16 protein-coding genes are annotated in these 16,536 nt (G+C 31.4%); 15 read left to right on the top strand and 1 reads right to left on the bottom strand.

Translation table 11 applies throughout. The features are described from left to right. Position 1 precedes the first annotated feature (1 nt). From hemW to dnaJ, 5 genes are all read left to right on the top strand, one after another. Positions 2–1,129 (top strand): radical SAM family heme chaperone HemW, encoded by a 1,128-nt coding sequence (gene hemW, locus OCU55_RS02220; protein WP_261850684.1) that lies wholly within the window; start codon positions 2–4, stop codon positions 1,127–1,129. 395 nt (positions 1,130–1,524) lie between these two features. Beyond that, complete coding sequence (hrcA, locus tag OCU55_RS02225) at positions 1,525–2,550, top strand: heat-inducible transcriptional repressor HrcA (RefSeq protein ID WP_427847021.1); 1,026 nt, start codon at positions 1,525–1,527, stop codon at positions 2,548–2,550. Positions 2,551–2,656: 106 nt separating this feature from the next. Continuing rightward, positions 2,657–3,280 (top strand): nucleotide exchange factor GrpE, encoded by a 624-nt coding sequence (gene grpE / locus OCU55_RS02230; RefSeq protein ID WP_261850685.1) that lies wholly within the window; start codon positions 2,657–2,659, stop codon positions 3,278–3,280. A gap of 61 nt (positions 3,281–3,341) precedes the next feature. Further along, entirely contained in the window at positions 3,342–5,195 is a 1,854-nt protein-coding gene (dnaK, locus tag OCU55_RS02235) for a molecular chaperone DnaK (RefSeq protein ID WP_261850686.1), read from the top strand. An 88-nt stretch (positions 5,196–5,283) separates the two neighbouring features. Beyond that, positions 5,284–6,447, top strand: a complete 1,164-nt coding sequence (gene dnaJ / locus OCU55_RS02240; protein ID WP_261850687.1) for a molecular chaperone DnaJ — start codon at positions 5,284–5,286, stop codon at positions 6,445–6,447. A gap of 225 nt (positions 6,448–6,672) precedes the next feature. Here the strand turns inward: dnaJ and OCU55_RS02245 are convergent, their stop codons facing one another. Continuing rightward, a complete protein-coding gene (locus OCU55_RS02245) occupies positions 6,673–6,870 on the bottom strand; it encodes a hypothetical protein (protein ID WP_261850688.1) in 198 nt (65 codons plus the stop codon). Between the two features lie 538 nt (positions 6,871–7,408). Between OCU55_RS02245 and prmA the strand changes: the two genes are divergently transcribed. The 10 genes from prmA to ybeY all read left to right on the top strand — a co-directional run bounded on the left by prmA (position 7,409) and on the right by ybeY (position 16,534). Continuing rightward, positions 7,409–8,350 (top strand): 50S ribosomal protein L11 methyltransferase, encoded by a 942-nt coding sequence (gene prmA, locus OCU55_RS02250; protein ID WP_261850689.1) that lies wholly within the window; start codon positions 7,409–7,411, stop codon positions 8,348–8,350. A gap of 20 nt (positions 8,351–8,370) precedes the next feature. After that, a complete protein-coding gene (locus OCU55_RS02255) occupies positions 8,371–9,123 on the top strand; it encodes a 16S rRNA (uracil(1498)-N(3))-methyltransferase (RefSeq protein WP_261850690.1) in 753 nt (250 codons plus the stop codon). Continuing rightward, a complete protein-coding gene (gene mtaB, locus OCU55_RS02260) occupies positions 9,120–10,424 on the top strand; it encodes a tRNA (N(6)-L-threonylcarbamoyladenosine(37)-C(2))-methylthiotransferase MtaB (RefSeq protein ID WP_261850691.1) in 1,305 nt (434 codons plus the stop codon). The genes OCU55_RS02255 and mtaB overlap by 4 nt, the downstream gene beginning before the upstream one ends. Positions 10,425–10,692: 268 nt before the next feature. After that, on the top strand, positions 10,693–11,037 hold the full coding sequence (locus OCU55_RS02265) for a histidine triad nucleotide-binding protein (protein WP_261850692.1): 345 nt from the start codon (positions 10,693–10,695) through the stop codon (positions 11,035–11,037). Between the two features lie 133 nt (positions 11,038–11,170). Then, positions 11,171–11,347, top strand: a complete 177-nt coding sequence (gene rpsU / locus OCU55_RS02270; RefSeq protein WP_072897356.1) for a 30S ribosomal protein S21 — start codon at positions 11,171–11,173, stop codon at positions 11,345–11,347. Positions 11,348–11,373: 26 nt separating this feature from the next. Further along, positions 11,374–11,823: a GatB/YqeY domain-containing protein gene (locus tag OCU55_RS02275; RefSeq protein WP_206868995.1), complete on the top strand. Its 450-nt coding sequence runs from the start codon at positions 11,374–11,376 to the stop codon at positions 11,821–11,823. A 371-nt stretch (positions 11,824–12,194) separates the two neighbouring features. Then, a complete protein-coding gene (gene yqfC, locus OCU55_RS02280; protein WP_261850693.1) occupies positions 12,195–12,476 on the top strand; it encodes a sporulation protein YqfC in 282 nt (93 codons plus the stop codon). A gap of 4 nt (positions 12,477–12,480) precedes the next feature. After that, positions 12,481–13,611, top strand: a complete 1,131-nt coding sequence (gene yqfD, locus OCU55_RS02285; RefSeq protein WP_261850694.1) for a sporulation protein YqfD — start codon at positions 12,481–12,483, stop codon at positions 13,609–13,611. A 57-nt stretch (positions 13,612–13,668) separates the two neighbouring features. Then, positions 13,669–15,723, top strand: coding sequence for an HD family phosphohydrolase (locus OCU55_RS02290; RefSeq protein WP_427847022.1), 2,055 nt, complete (start codon positions 13,669–13,671; stop codon positions 15,721–15,723). Between the two features lie 304 nt (positions 15,724–16,027). Then, the gene (gene ybeY, locus OCU55_RS02295) at positions 16,028–16,534 is read left to right on the top strand and encodes an rRNA maturation RNase YbeY (protein ID WP_261850695.1); all 507 of its coding nucleotides are present in this window, start codon (positions 16,028–16,030) and stop codon (positions 16,532–16,534) included. Positions 16,535–16,536 lie beyond the last annotated feature (2 nt).

Here is a 16,536-nt window from a genome sequence, read left to right on the forward strand (position 1 = left end):
TATGGAAAAAATAGCGCTTTATGTGCATATACCATTCTGTAAACAAAAGTGTTTTTACTGTGATTTTCATTCATTTCAAGGTATGGAAGAAGCTATGGAGAGATATACTAAGGCTCTTATAGAAGAAATAAAAAGAAAAGCTCAAAAATATGAAATTACAAGTGTTTTTATAGGTGGGGGAACTCCCACCTATTTGTATTTACCTCTATTTGAAGAACTTTTAAAGTGTATAGGAAGCTTAAATCTTTCAAAAGACATTGAATACACTGTTGAATGTAATCCAGGAACCTTGAATGATGAAATCTTAGAAGTTATGAAAAAAAATAAAGTTAATAGACTTTCACTTGGGCTACAGGCATGTCAAGATAATCTGTTAACTGTGATTGGCAGAATACACAATTATAAGGAATTTGAAGAGAACTTTTATCTAGCTAGAAGCAAGGGATTTGATAACATAAATGTGGATCTTATGTACGGGCTTCCTGGTCAGAAGGTTGATCAATGGAAAGAAAGTCTAAGCAAGATAATAAAATTGAGTCCAGAGCATATATCGGCTTATAGCCTCATAGTAGAGGAAGATACGATTTTTTATAGATGGTATGAGCAGAATAAGCTTAATCTTCCAACAGAAGATCAAGAAAGAGAAATGAATGATTTGACTCATTCGTTATTAAAAGATAGTGGATACAATAGGTATGAGATTTCTAATTACGCTAAGGAAGGAAAAGAATGCAAGCACAACTTAGTATATTGGAATTTAGAAGACTATATAGCCTGCGGTACAGGAGCATCTGCATATATTGGTGGAGTAAGATATAAAAATCTATTAAATATGAACAAATATATGGAAGCAATTGAAAAGAGCTTGGAAGAATATGAAGAAGTAATAAAGAATTCATCGGAAGATAATATGGAAGAATTTATGTTTATGGGCCTAAGAAAATTAGAAGGAATATCAGAGGATAATTTTAAGAAAAGATTCAAAGTTTCCATAGATGATATTTTTAAGGCTGTCATAGATAAACATGTGAAAGATAGGCTTTTAGTAAGAGAAAATGGTATGATTTTCTTGAGTGAAAAAGGAATAGAATTATCAAACTATGTTATGAGTGATTTTATGTTGACTTAGATAAAAAATATAAAAGAATGTATGAATTCATATGCTAAATAAATTCATGCATTCTTTTGAATTTTGTGGAGAAAAGATGGGGAAACTAATTTAATTAGGAGTAGATAAGTTTTTATATTTAAGCAATACAATAGTAATTATATAAAAAATATAGACTAAAAGGTAAGAAGAGATTATATAAAAAATATCATTGATTTGTATAAAAAAAGGATTTAGAAGGAATCAAGAGAAATTGTGAGAATGTAAGAGAAAATTTATAAAAAATAGCTTAAATTAATTTAATCTATAGATTTATTAACTTAAATCAAATTGACAAAAAATTATATAAATAATATATTTAAATCGTAGTCATTAGCACTCAAGTTAAGTGAGTGCTAACAAAAGAGGTGATATTAGTGATAGATGAAAGAAAAATTAAAATTCTTCAGGCAATAATAAATGACTATATAATGACTGGAGAGCCAGTAGGATCAAGAACTATCGCTAAAAAATATGATTTAGGAATAAGTTCAGCTACAATCAGAAATGAAATGTCTGACTTAGAAGAGTTAGGATATCTTGAGCAACCTCACGCATCTGCTGGCAGAGTTCCATCAAGCAAAGGATACAGATTGTATGTAGATAAACTAATGGAATTTCAAGGTGTTAGTTTGGAAGAGGAACTTCTAATAAAAAAATATCTTATAGATTCTGCGCTTTTTGAAGTAGATAGAATGATAAAACAGGCAAGTACTCTTTTATCACAATTAACAAAGCTTACTTGTGTAGTAAATGCACCTTCTGTTAAGAAAAGTGTTATAAAGTCTATACAACTTATGATTGTAGATCAATTTAACCTTCTTTGTGTTATTGTTACTGATAGTGGAGCTATAAAAAACAGTCTTATTAAAGTAACTAACATACCAACATTAGAAACATTATCAAAGATAAATGATATATTGAACATAAGACTTAAAGATCTAACAATAGAACAAATAAATTTGGTTACTATAAACAAGTTAAAGAAAGATCTTTTGGGTTTTGATGAAATATTTAATGCATTGATACCAGCATTGTATGAAACCTTAAATACATCAGAAGGTGAAGTATTTATGGAGGGTACAACTAACATATTTAACTACCCTGAGTACAATGATATAGAAAAAGCTAAGGAGATATTATCTCTTCTTTATGATAAGGACAATGTTTCTAAATTGATAGTAAGTGAAGATAATATTTCTATAAGAATAGGTGATGAAAATTATCTTCCTGAGGCCAAAGATTGCAGCGTAATTTCTGCTGTGTATACCTTAGGTGGTAAAAATACTGGGACTATTGCTTTAATTGGTCCTACAAGAATCAACTATCCTAAAGTATTATCCATTATGGCTGAAGTTATGAAGGAACTTAATGAGTCACTTAAGAATCAGCGCTTGAAATAAATATAAATAATTATATTTTTATAGTATAAAGTAAAGAATAGCAAGGGGTTTCATATATTTAAAAAACCCTATTTCATAAAAAAGAGATGAGGTGTAGTAACAAGATATGAAAGAAGTGAATAACGAAAATATCAATGAAAAAGAAGAAGTAAATACTTCAGAAGTTGAAAATGAAAATTTGGAAGAAAAAGATAATCTAGAAGAAGTTTTAGAAGGTGAAATTTTAGAAGATATTGAATTTGAAAGTAGTAATGATAATGTTACATCTTTTAAAGATGAAATAACTAAACTTAAGAATGAAAACTCAAAATTAAATAATGAATTAGATACATTAAAAGAAAGAATTTTAAGATTAAATGCAGAGTATGACAACTTTAGAAAGAGAACTTCTAAAGAAAAGGAAGGTATTTATACTGAAGCTTGTGAGGACGTACTTAAAGAAATATTCCCAGTATTAGATAATCTTGAAAGAGCTGTAACTGTTGATGGAAGTGTCGATGACCTTAAAAAAGGAGTAGATATGACTATAAGACAGTTCAAAAATGCTTTTGAAAAAATAGGAGTAGAGGAAATAGAAGCTAACGGTGAATTTGACCCGAATTTACATCAAGCAGTAATGCATATAGAAGATGAAAATTTAGGTAACAACACCATAGCAGAGGTCTTTCAAAAAGGCTATAAAAAAGGTAGCAAAGTTCTTAGGTTCACTATGGTTAAAGTAGCAAACTAGTAAAAATACTTTTATTTGAATAAATTAATTAAATTCGTGATTAATGAGGAGGAAATAGCAAATGTCAAAGGTTATAGGTATCGATTTAGGAACAACCAATTCTTGTGTAGCTGTTATGGAAGGAGGAGAACCTGTAGTTATAGCAAACTCAGAAGGTGCAAGAACAACTCCATCAGTAGTATCTTTCCAAGCTAACGGAGAAAGATTAGTTGGTCAAGTAGCTAAAAGACAAGCGATTACAAATCCAGATAAAACAATAATATCAATAAAGAGACATATGGGAACTAACCATAAGACTACTATTGATGGTAAGGACTATACTCCACAAGAAATATCAGCTATGGTTCTTCAAAAGATAAAGGCTGATGCTGAAGCATACTTAGGAGAAACTGTAACTCAAGCAGTTATAACAGTTCCAGCATATTTCAATGACTCACAAAGACAAGCGACTAAAGATGCAGGTAAGATAGCTGGTCTTGAAGTTTTAAGAATAATAAACGAACCAACTGCAGCATCATTAGCTTATGGTCTTGATAAGACAGATCATAGCCATAAAATATTCGTTTATGACTTAGGTGGTGGTACTTTCGACGTATCAATACTTGAACTTGGAGATGGAGTATTTGAAGTTAAGGCAACAAACGGAGATACTCGCCTTGGTGGAGATGACTTTGACCAAAAGATTATAGATTATATAGCAGCTGATTTTAAATCACAACATGGAATTGATTTAAGAAATGATAAGATGGCTTTACAAAGACTTAAAGAAGCAGCTGAAAAAGCTAAGATAGAGCTTTCGTCTTCAACTCAGACTATAATAAATCTTCCATTTATAACAGCTGATGCTACAGGTCCAAAGCATATTGAATTAACTCTTACAAGAGCTAAATTCAATGAAATAACTAATGACTTAGTTGAAAGAACAATAGAGCCAATGAGAAAAGCGCTAGCTGACTCAGGATTAAGCTTAAATGATATAGATAAAATAGTTTTAGTTGGTGGTTCAACAAGAATTCCAGCGGTTCAAGAAGCTGTTAAGAAGTTCACAGGAAAAGAACCTTCAAAGGGAGTTAACCCAGATGAATGTGTTGCAGTAGGTGCTGCTATACAAGCTGGTGTATTAACTGGAGATGTTAAGGATGTATTACTTCTAGACGTAACTCCATTAAGTCTTGGTATAGAAACATTAGGAGGAGTAGCAACTCCATTAATAGAAAGAAATACAACTATACCTACAAGAAAGAGTCAAGTATTCTCAACTGCAGCAGATAATCAAACATCAGTTGAAATACATGTTGTTCAAGGTGAAAGACAAATGGCAGCTGACAACAAGACTCTTGGTAGATTCACACTATCAGGAATACTTCCAGCTAGAAGAGGAGTTCCTCAAATAGAAGTTACTTTTGATATAGATGCTAATGGTATCGTAAAGGTATCTGCGGTTGATAAAGGAACTGGAAAAGAAGCTAATATAACTATAACAGCTTCAACTAACTTAAGTGATGATGAAATTGATAAGGCAGTTAAGGAAGCTGAAAGATTTGCAGAAGAAGATAAGAAGAGAAAAGAATCAATAGAAGTTAAAAACAATGCAGATCAAGTTGTGTATCAAACAGAACAAACTTTAACTGAATTAGGTGATAAAGTTTCTGCTGAAGATAAGGCTAAGATACAAGCTAAACTTGAAGATGTTAAGAAGGTTAAAGATGGAGAAGATATAGAAGCTATAAAGAAAGCTACAGAAGAATTAACTCAAGAGTTCTATGCAATCTCATCAAAGATATATGGTGATGCAAACGCACAAGGTGGTGCTGGATTTGATCCAAATGCTGCTAATGCAGGCGGAGCAAACACAGGAGCTGCTCATGATGACAATGTAGTAGATGCTGACTTCAAGGTTGATGAAGATAAATAGTTGTAACAAAGCGAGTATTTAATATATAATATGACAGGGAAGGCAACTCGTCTTCCCTTTAATATTATAACTTAGGTGGTGGAAATAATTGGCAGGCAAAGACTTTTACAGTGTACTTGGACTTGAAAAAGGTGCAAGTGATGATGAAATAAAAAAAGCATTTAGAAAGCAAGCCCTAAAATATCATCCAGATAGAAACCCTGGTGATCATGAGGCTGAAGAAAAATTTAAAGAATTAAATGAAGCTTACCAAGTTTTAAGTGATCCTCAGAAGAAAGCTCAGTATGACCAATTTGGAACAACAGACTTTAATGCTGGTGGTGGCGCATCAGGTTTTGATGGATTTGATTTTGGTGGTGGATTTGGTGATATATTTGAAAGCATCTTTGGTGGAGGTTTTGGCGGTGGCGGTGGAGCCAGAAGAAACGGTCCGCAAAGAGGTAATGACATAGAATATACTCTTAATCTTTCTTTTGAAGAAGCCGTTTTTGGCATGGAAAAAGAGATATCTATAACTAGAAGTGAAAATTGTGAAACTTGTAGAGGTTCAGGAGCAAAACCAGGAACATCACCAAAGACATGTTCTAAATGTGGTGGTACTGGTCAAATAAGAGCACAAAGACAAACTCCTTTTGGTAACTTTGTTTCTCAATCAGCTTGTGACAAGTGTGGAGGAAAAGGTCATGTGATTGAAGATCCATGTCCAGAATGTAGAGGAAAAGGCAAAGTTAGAAAAACAAGAAAGATTAAAGTTAATGTTCCAGCAGGGGTTGATACAGGTAATGTAATGCCGCTAAGAGGACAAGGAGAACATGGTGATAACAATGGGGCTCCAGGAGATTTGTATTTAAGAATCAACGTAGCTCCTTCTAAAGTGTTCAAAAGACAAGGCTTTGATATTTACTTAGATTATCACTTAGATATGATAAGAGCAACAATGGGAACAGAAATAAAGGTGCCTACTGTTGACGGGGATGTTAAGTACACAGTACCAGCTGGTACACAGCCTGGAACTTTGTTTAGACTTAGAGGTAAAGGGGTTCCTAGAGTTAATTCATCAGGAAGAGGAGATCAATACGTTAATGTAATTGTTGATATTCCTAAAAACCTTAATGATAGGCAAAAAGAGGCTCTAAATATGTTCTTAGAAGCTTCTGGAGAAAAGATTCAGCAGGATTCTAATGAGAATAAAGATCATAAAGATCACAAAGACAAAGATAAAAAAGGTTTTATGGGAAAGATATTCGGATAAACAGCCTTTTGAAAAGCCAAGAATACAATTGAGTATTCTTGGCTTTTAGATTTTGGCTCTGGTAAAGTGTGTGTTGAAATTAAGTGGTCAGCTATCCGATGCTCCTACCTAACCACTTAATTTTAATAATATTTTTAAACATAGACTAAGATTTTAATGCAGTTATTTGAATAAGAAATAATTTGAACAATTAGTTTTAGAAATACTATGGGGATTATTATAAACTTATAGAAGAATAGTAGTATTTAATTCAGTTACTTCTAATTGATGCTTTAGTTTTAAGAATTCCATTTCTAAAACATCGATGTTTTTTTCGTATCTATCTTTATCAGCTGGATTTTTAGCATTAGCTAATAATTTTCCTAAATCAGACATCTTTGAATCAATTTCAATTATTCTTTTCATTGCTTCATAACAGTTCATGTTATCTACCACCTATTACTAAATATTTATTTGTTATGATATGCAAAAAGTTATATAAATGTGATTTGTTTTCTGGGGATATTTCGTTACGAAAAGGTTTAAATATGTGCTATTTCGTAACGAAACATATTTTGAAACCTCAAGTAATCTGGTTCCGAAATTATAAATATAAATTTGAATATGAAGTGGTTTATCAGTTTAGAGGAATAGATACCTCATTTTCACCATTTAAAAACATACCAATAATCTATTTAACTATTAATACTATTTTACTTGAAAAATACATTTTATTTGGAATTGGTATATCTATATATATATATTTACAGAAAGTATGGTAAAGTGTAAAATATATTAGTTGTGATAAGATAATATTTTGTATTAAAATATTACATGTGTTTTAATTGGACGGTATATGTTCAAGATTATAGTATAAGTATTTATTTAAGTAATACTTGTTGAATATTCTATATTTTAAGTACATTGTGTGTATTTTTAGGATAGAAAATATATTAACCAAAGCAAGAAAGGATTGAGTTGTATGAACGGAACATGGATAGAAATAAAGGTAATAAGCAAAAGTGAGGCTTTAGAGCCAGTTTCAGGTATATTCTATGGATTAGACTGCAAAGGAGTTGCTATTGAGGATCCGAATGACATATTAACAAGAGAGCAAGGACCTCTTACTTGGGATTTTGCAGATATAAATATATTAGAACACAAGGGTAAGGCAGCTGTAGTTAAAGGATATTTCTCTGACGAAGACAATATTGAAGACGTGGTTACATATATTAAAGAGAAACTTGTAGAACTTAAAGAGTCTGGAATAGATATTGGTGAGGGTGAAGTTATAGCAACTGAAATGAAAGAAGAAGACTGGGCTAATAACTGGAAACAATATTATAAGCCTACTAAAATAGGTGATAGAATAGTAATAAAGCCTATATGGGAACAGTATGAAAATACTGGTAATGACCTTGTGGTTGAAATAGATCCAGGAATGGCGTTCGGTACAGGAACGCATGAAACTACAAGAATGTGTGTTGAAGCACTTGAAAAGAATGTAAAGGAAAACTCAGTGGTTTTTGATATAGGTACAGGATCAGGAATACTTGCTATAGTTGCATCTATGCTTGGTGCAAAGCATGTTGTAGGTGTGGATCTCGATCCTGTAGCAGTAGACTCTGCAAAAGAAAATATTGGTTTTAATAGTTTAAATAATATTGAAATATTAGAAGGAAATCTTTTAGATGTAGTAAGCGGAAAAGCTGATATAGTTGTAGCAAACATAATAGCAGAGATAATATGTATACTTGTTGATGACGTTAAAAAAGCAATGAATCAAGGTGGATTATTTATAACTTCAGGAATAATCCATGATAGAAGACAAATGGTTATAGATAAATTAGAAGCCTCAGGTTTTGAAGTCGTTGAGGTGAATAAAGACGGAGAATGGAACTGTATTGTAGCTAGAGTAAAATAGACTTTTAAGGAGAATGTGGAATGCATAAATTTTTCACACCAAAGGAGACCTTTACTGATACACATGCTATTATTTCTGGAGATGATGTAAAACATATTTATAGAGTTTTGAGATTAGAAAACGGAGAAAAGGTATCTATAAATAATTTAGAAGGTAAAGAGTATCTTGGAGAAATTGAAGAGATCACAAAACAATACGTTAAAGTTAAAATCATTGAAGAATTAGGTTGTAATAATGAAAGTAATATAAATATCACATTGTTTCAAGGGTTACCCAAATCAACAAAGATGGATTTGATAGTTCAAAAGTGCACAGAATTAGGTGTAATAAAAATTACTCCTTTGATTACTAATAGAGTAGATGTAAAGTTGAAGGGCGAATTTAAAAAGCTTGATAGACTGCATAGAATCGCATTAGAGGCTTCTAAGCAATCTAAGAGAACAATTATACCTGATATAGATGAACCAGTTGAATTTGGACGGATGATTGATATGTTAAGTAGCATAGATATGATAGTAGTACCTTATGAGAATGCTACAGGCTATGGAATAAGAAATGCTATAAATGAAATAGGTGATAGGACTATTAAGAATATAGCTATTGTTATAGGGCCTGAAGGTGGATTTGAAGAATATGAAATAGATAATCTTAAGAAAAGTGGAGCTCATATTGTAACTTTAGGACCAAGAATCTTAAGAACAGAGACTGCTGGATTTACGGCAGTATCTCTGTTGCAATATGAACTTGGAGATATAGGAGGAAATAATCAATGAAGGTAGCTTTTTCTACATTAGGTTGTAGAGTAAATCAATATGAATCAGAAGCTATGGCAGAAAAGTTTATAAGAGAAGGATACGAAGTTGTTGATTTTGACACATTTGCTGACGTATATGTAATAAATACATGTACTGTTACTAATATGGGGGATAAAAAGTCAAGGCAGATAATAGGTAGAGCTAGACGTGAAAATGAAGCTGCTACAATTGCAGTTGTTGGTTGTTACTCTCAAATCGCTCCTAATGAAGTTGGAAATATAGAAGGGGTAGATGTCGTTCTTGGTACAAGAAACAAAGGAGAGATAGTTTACTGGGTAAATAAAGCTATTGATGAAGGTAAACAACAAGTTCAAGTTACGCCTGTACTAAAGAACAATGTGTTTGAGGATTTAGATATAGAAGAATACCAAGATAAAACTAGAGCATTTTTAAAAATACAAGATGGCTGTAATAGATTTTGTTCTTACTGCTTGATTCCATATGCAAGAGGGGCTGTTTGTTCTAAGGATCCTGAAAAAATAAAGGAAGAAGTACAAAAGCTTTCAGAGCATGGTTTTAAGGAAATAATACTATCAGGGATACACACTGCCTCATACGGAGTTGACCTAGAAGAAAAGGTTACTTTAATGGATATATTAGAGGTTATAGAAGCTATAGATGGTATTGAAAGAGTAAGAATAGGTTCGATAGACCCTACATTCTTTACTGAAGAAGTAGTAGCTCGTATATCAAAGCTAAAAAAACTATGCCATCATTTCCATCTATCATTACAAAGTGGTTCAGATGAAACTTTAAGAAGAATGAATAGAAAGTATACAGCTAAAGACTATAAGGATATAGTTAATATATTAAGAAATTCGTTTGCTGATGTATCTATAACTACAGATGTAATTGTTGGTTTCCCAGGTGAATCTGAGGAAGAGTTTAAAGAAACTTATGAATTCCTAAAAGATATTAAGCTAACAAAAACTCATGTATTCAAATACAGCCCAAGAAAAGGTACAAGGGCTGCAACAATGGAGAAACAAGTTGACGGAAATATCAAAGAAGAAAGAAGTAAACTTCTAATTGATTTAAATGAATATAACGAAGGTAAATTTACTGAAGGCTTAATAGGAACAGAGCAAAAGGTATTGTTTGAACAGGCAGTTCAATCGATGGAGGGCTATTATGAAGGATATACTGAAAATTATGTAAAAGTAATTGCAAAATTTGATTGTGATTCTGTAATAGGTAAGATAATGCCAACAAAGCTTTTAGAAAGTAAGAATGATTATGCTATCGGAGAAATAATATAGTTTTTATTTAGAATATTATGGTTAAATTACTGTTTTTAGTGGTAAGATATATATAGAATAGATATTTTGCTCTCAACAAAATTACTTTGAGATTGAATTTGAGTATAACTTAAAGTTAATTAAATTTAGTCGAATGAATCAAGTTAGAGAGTAAAAAGGAAATATGTTCGCCTGCCAGAATTTCTTTACATAAGTTTGGAAATGGCAGATACACAAAGAATTACAGATAGTAAATGTATTTGTGATTTTTAAAAGGAGGTGAACTATTATGGAAAATTGTATCTTTTGTAAAATAGCAAAAGGTGAGATACCTTCAAAAAAAATATACGAAGACGAAGATGTGATAGCTTTCAATGACATTAGTCCTGAGGCTCCAATTCACTTTCTAGTTATTCCTAAAAAACATATAGAAAGTGTTAACCATATTGATGATGAAAGCACTAAAGTGATTGCACATATATTCGGTGTTATTAATAAACTAGTAAGAGAGCTTAACATAGCAGATTCTGGATATAGAATTGTTAATAACTGTGGTAAGGATGGAGGACAAACAGTTAATCACATGCATTTTCATGTGTTAGGTGGAAGAGAATTAAAATGGCCTCCAGGTTAAAAAGTAGGTAAAATTAGCGATGAAATTCTTGACAGTATTGAAAGCTCTATTGTATAATATAGCGTGTGTTGTTAAGCCCACAGCTGTGATATATTAAAACAGTATATAGCTAGCGGAGGGAGGGAAAAAAGGAATGTCAGAAATTAGAGTTAGAGAAAACGAATCATTAGATCAAGCACTTAGAAGATTTAAAAGACAATGTGCTAGAGCGGGTGTTCTTTCTGAAGTTAGAAAAAGAGAACACTATGAAAAGCCAAGTGTAAAGAGAAAGAAGAAGTCAGAAGCTGCTAGAAAAAGAAAGTTTAAGTAAGAATTTCTTTGGAAGAAGGTAGAATGATGCCAACAATAAAAGAAAGACTTCAAGAAGACTGGAAGCAAGCCTTAAAGGCGAGAGATAAATTTAAAGCTGAAACATTAAGCACTGCTAGGTCTGCAGTACTTTTAGTTGAAAAAACTGAAGTAGTACAGCTTGAGGACGAACGAGTTATAGAAATTCTATCTAGAGAAGTCAAGCAAAGAAGAGAGTCTATGCTTGAATTCGAAAAGGGAAATAGACAAGATCTTGTAGACAAAGTAAATGCTGAAATCCAGATTTTGTTAAATTACCTTCCTCAGCAGTTAAGTGAAGACGAAATTTTAGAAATCATCAGAGAAGCAGCTATCGAAGTGGGCGCGAATAACATGAAAGACATGGGTAAGGTTATGTCAGCGGTAAGACCTAAAATAGTAGGTAGAGCTGATGGTAAACTTGTTAGTCAAATGGTAAAAGATTATTTAAATAAATAAGAAAGAACTCAATTTGAGTTCTTTTTTGTTTTTTATTCTTTTAAAATTATAATTAAATGAAATCTGTGATAAATATGCTTAACAGACTTAAAGTGAGATTTTTTATCTTTAAACTTTAAATAGTAATAGCATTTTATAAATTATATATGAGATGACTCCTAAGTATCTATATGCTAATAAACTAAATTTAATAATATTAAATAGTAATTAACACTTAACTAAACTCTATACCTTTTGATTATATTAGAGTAATCAAAAGGTATAGAGTTTTTTGACTTAGCATACATTTTAAAATCCAATATATAAAATTAGCATTTATGAAGCTTTTAACTCATAAACTAATATGAAAGTAATTATCGGGAGTTTTATGAATGGAGAGTAAAATAGATAAAGTTAAAGAAGGACTGGCAGAAAGGTTAGATTTGCCGCGTGATATCGTGCTTAATATTCCTAAGATAGTAATAACTGGTGATAATGAGATTATTATTGAAAATCACAAAGGGATAATATCCTTTGACAGTAGTGAAATAAAAATAAATTCTAAAGTAGGAACAATTACACTAGATGGAGTTAATCTAGAAATCTTATTTATAGGAGGGAATACAATAACTATAAGTGGTAAATTTAAATCTTTAATATATGAGGGGTTATGATGATATGGATTTTAAAAAGTACAGTAAAGGTATAGTGAAACTTGAGGTTAAGGTTTTATATCCTGAGAAATTTATAAATCTTCTATGGAAAAATGGTATACTTGCGAAAAATATTCAAAAGATAGATATTTCAACTATAACTATCGAGGTAGAATTGAATGATTATAATGCAGTTATAGAATGTGCAAAAAAAGTGAAGGCACGAGTTAAGGTAATAGGTAGAAAAGGAATTACATTTTTACTTTTAAGGATGAAAAAGAGAAGTACATTGATGGCGGGGGCAGTTCTATTTTTGGCAATATTGTTTTACCTTTCAACATACATATGGAGTATTCAAGTCGATACTGGTAAGTATTTATCGCCTTATGAAATAAGACAACAGTTGGCAAGGCTTGGCATTAAACCAGGGGTAAGGAAGTCTCTAGTAGATTTTAGAGATTTGGAAAAGAAACTTGAAGATGGAAATGGGGAGATAATGTGGGTGAGAGCCAGAATAGAAGGATCGACTTTGAAGGTTAAAGTTGAAGAAAAGATAAATCCTCCAGAGTTAGTGAAAAACGTTAATGAAAATGATGTCGTAGCAAAAATGGATGGAGAAGTGGTTAGAGTTTATACAACCTCTGGTACTGCAGCGGTTAATCAAGGAGAATTAGTAAAAAAGGGACAAGTTCTTATTAAGGGTATACAAGGAAAAGAAGGTGCCGAATATAAGGTAAATGCTGATGGAAAGGTTCTTGCAAACACTTTCTATGAGAAAATAATTGAGCTACAGGTAAGTGGAAATGTAGAAGAAAGAACAGGTAATAAACAGGAAGCTCTATATATTGAATTGTTCGGCAAGAAAATTTATATAAAAAAACCTACAAAAGAATTTAGTGACTATGATAAAATAGAAAATAAGGGTAAAATATTAAATAAAGTAGTATATTATGAAAAAAGTTCTAAACCAATAGGTGAAGACAAAGATAGTATAATAGAAAAAGCGTCAAATACACTATATGATGCTATAATGAAGGATATTGATAAGCAAGGTAAATTTGTAAAAAAACTAGTAAATACAGAGGATATTGGAGAGGGAAAGATTAGACTTAAAGTAGCTGTAGTCATTGAACAGAACATAGCTATGAAACCATAAACTAAAAAAGGATGTAAAGTGGTTAACTGAAAATAAGCCTAATAAGAAGGTGTGATTTTGAGCAGAGAAAGAAAATTTATTATTAAATTTATAAAAAACCCTAAAAGAATAATTATGTTTATATTAACCTTTATAATAGTATATCTATGCACTATATCTTCTCTTGTAACCAAAAAATATGATTTAAGAGAGGGCGATATTTCAAAAGTAGATATAAAAGCCCCAAGGGAGATAGTTGATCAAGATGCAACTGCAAAGAGGCAGCAAGCAGAGGCTGATAAGTATGGACAACAGTATACCTTAAAGACGGATATACAGAAAGATGCTGAAGATAATGTAAGGACTTTTTTTAATAAAATGAGTACGTTAAAAGATTCTGCTATACCTGATGCAGAAAAGATAAATCAAGTAAGTAAATTAACAGTCATTAAGCTTGATAATGATGAAATAGGTAGCTTAATAGCTTTACCTAAAGAAAATATAAAGTCAATATCTGATTTGGTAATATCAGGATTAGAGAAAGCTTATGAGAAGAATATACAAGAGGATCAGCCTTCAGACTTGCAGAATGCAAGGGGTATATTTGACAATGAAATATCAAATTCTAATTACAATAGAAATATAAAGGATATCTTGAAAAATATAGGTTATTATCAAATCAAAGCAAATTTGTTCTTTGACAAGGATAAGACTGAAGAGAAAAAAAAGGAAGCAATTAAAGAAGTTGCGCCTATTGTTATAAAAAAGAATCAGACTATCATAAAAGAAGGAGAGCCGGCAACAGAAGATCAGATAAAGATATTAGATTCGCTTGGTTTACTTAACAACTCAGGCATAAATATAATTATATATCTTTCTACAGCAGTATTTGTTGCAGCTATACTGTCTCTACAATATAGATATTTAAACAAATACTACAAAAATATATATGAGGATAATAGTAAGTTATTGCTTATTAATATAGTTAATATAACGTCGTTGATATTAGCTAGAACTTTAGCTATAATATCACCGTTTTTGATACCATTAGCTTGTGCTCCAATACTACTGACTTTACTTATAAACTATAAAGTATCCTTAGTATTAAGCTTGTTTAATTGTATACTTATAGCTGGAGCCGTGAACTTTAATCCAGAAGTTATAGTGTTAGCGGCTTTAAATTCAATTATTGGAGCTACATCCTTGAGAAAGATAGAACAAAGAAATGATATATTATATTCAACGTTATTCTTGTCAATTATTGTTGCTATAGTTTGCTTTACCCAAGGAATGATACTTTCAAATAATATATTAGATGTGTTATTAAAATCAGGTTTTGTTATAATAGGGTGCTTATTTTCAGGAGTTATGGCAGTTGGATTGTTACCTTTCTTTGAAAGTACTTTTGATGTAGTGACTACAGTTAAGCTTTTAGAACTTTCAAACCCTAACAATCCTCTCTTAAAGAAATTGCTTATGGAAGCTCCGGGAACGTACCATCATAGTATGATGGTTGCCAACTTATCTGAAGTAGCAGCAGAAGAGGTTGGTGGTAATCCTGTATTAGCTAGAATTGGGTCCTACTATCATGATGTAGGAAAAACAAGAAGACCGTATTTCTTTAAAGAGAATCAAATTGGTAAGGAAAATCCTCATGACAAAATAACTCCCAATTTGAGTACACTCATAATAATCTCGCATGTAAAGGATGGATTAGAGCTTGCGCGAGAATATAACCTTCCGCAGGTCATAAAGGATATAATTGAACAACATCATGGTACAACTTTAGTTAAATATTTTTATGTAACTATGAAAAATAATGCTGAAAACCCTGATGAAATAAAAGAAGAAGATTTTAGGTATCCAGGGCCCAAACCAGAGAGTAAGGAAGCGGGAATAATAATGCTTGCAGATAGTGTTGAAGCATCAGTTAGATCAATAGGTGACCCTACAAAGGGCAAGATAGAAGAAATGGTAAATAAGATAGTAAAAGATAAACTATACTCTGGAGAATTAGACAATTGTGATCTTACCCTTAAAGATATCAATAAGATTTCTAAGTGCTTTTTAAAAGTACTAAATGGAATATATCATCAGAGAATAGAATATCCAACAGAGAAAGATAAGCTTTAAGATACTATTAACTACGATATTGAAATTGAGGTGTCACTCCTCCGATACTTGGATGAGCTTCGCAAAGAATTAATATGATTTTGGTAGGATTACATAGCTAAAACTGCATAACTCACTACGTCCGAACAATGCAGTTTATTAACGCTATTCCACCTACAAAAATCATTTAATTCTAATAGTTTGCTCACATAGTATCTTCCGTAGTAAAACCTCAATTTCAATAGAAGCTTTAACTTAATATATTTAATATATGAAAAAGAATAAATAACTAGACTTAATATAAAGTGATTTACGGAGTGATAATATGATTTTTATAGATGATAGACAAGATAAGATGTCAGTAGACAGTGATTTTGAAAAAACAATTGAGGAAGTAATACTAACAGCTCTTAAAGAGGAATTGGTAGATAAAGCTTGTGAGATAAGCGTGATTTTTGTAGATAATGATTCTATTAAAGAAATAAACAAGGAAACTAGAGATATAGATAGAGAAACTGATGTACTTTCTTTTCCGATGTTAGATTATCCTAAGGGGAAAGTATACAAGGATGTTTACTTAAATTATAACTTTGATGCATCTTTTTTTAATGAAGGAGACCTAGTTTTAGGCGATGTGGTACTGTCTTTGGAGAAGGCAAAGGAACAAAGCGAAGATTTTAATCACTCCTTTACAAGAGAATGCTGCTATTTAGTAGTTCATTCTATTTTGCATCTTTTGGGATATGATCATATGGAAGAAGATGAAAAGAAGATTATGAGAGAAAGAGAAGAAAGCATACTTGGAAAATTAAATATAACTAGAGAGGTTTAATA

Source organism: Clostridium folliculivorans, from assembly GCF_024341905.1.
In the GTDB taxonomy this organism is placed as follows: Bacteria; Bacillota; Clostridia; order Clostridiales; family Clostridiaceae; genus Clostridium_AR; species Clostridium_AR folliculivorans.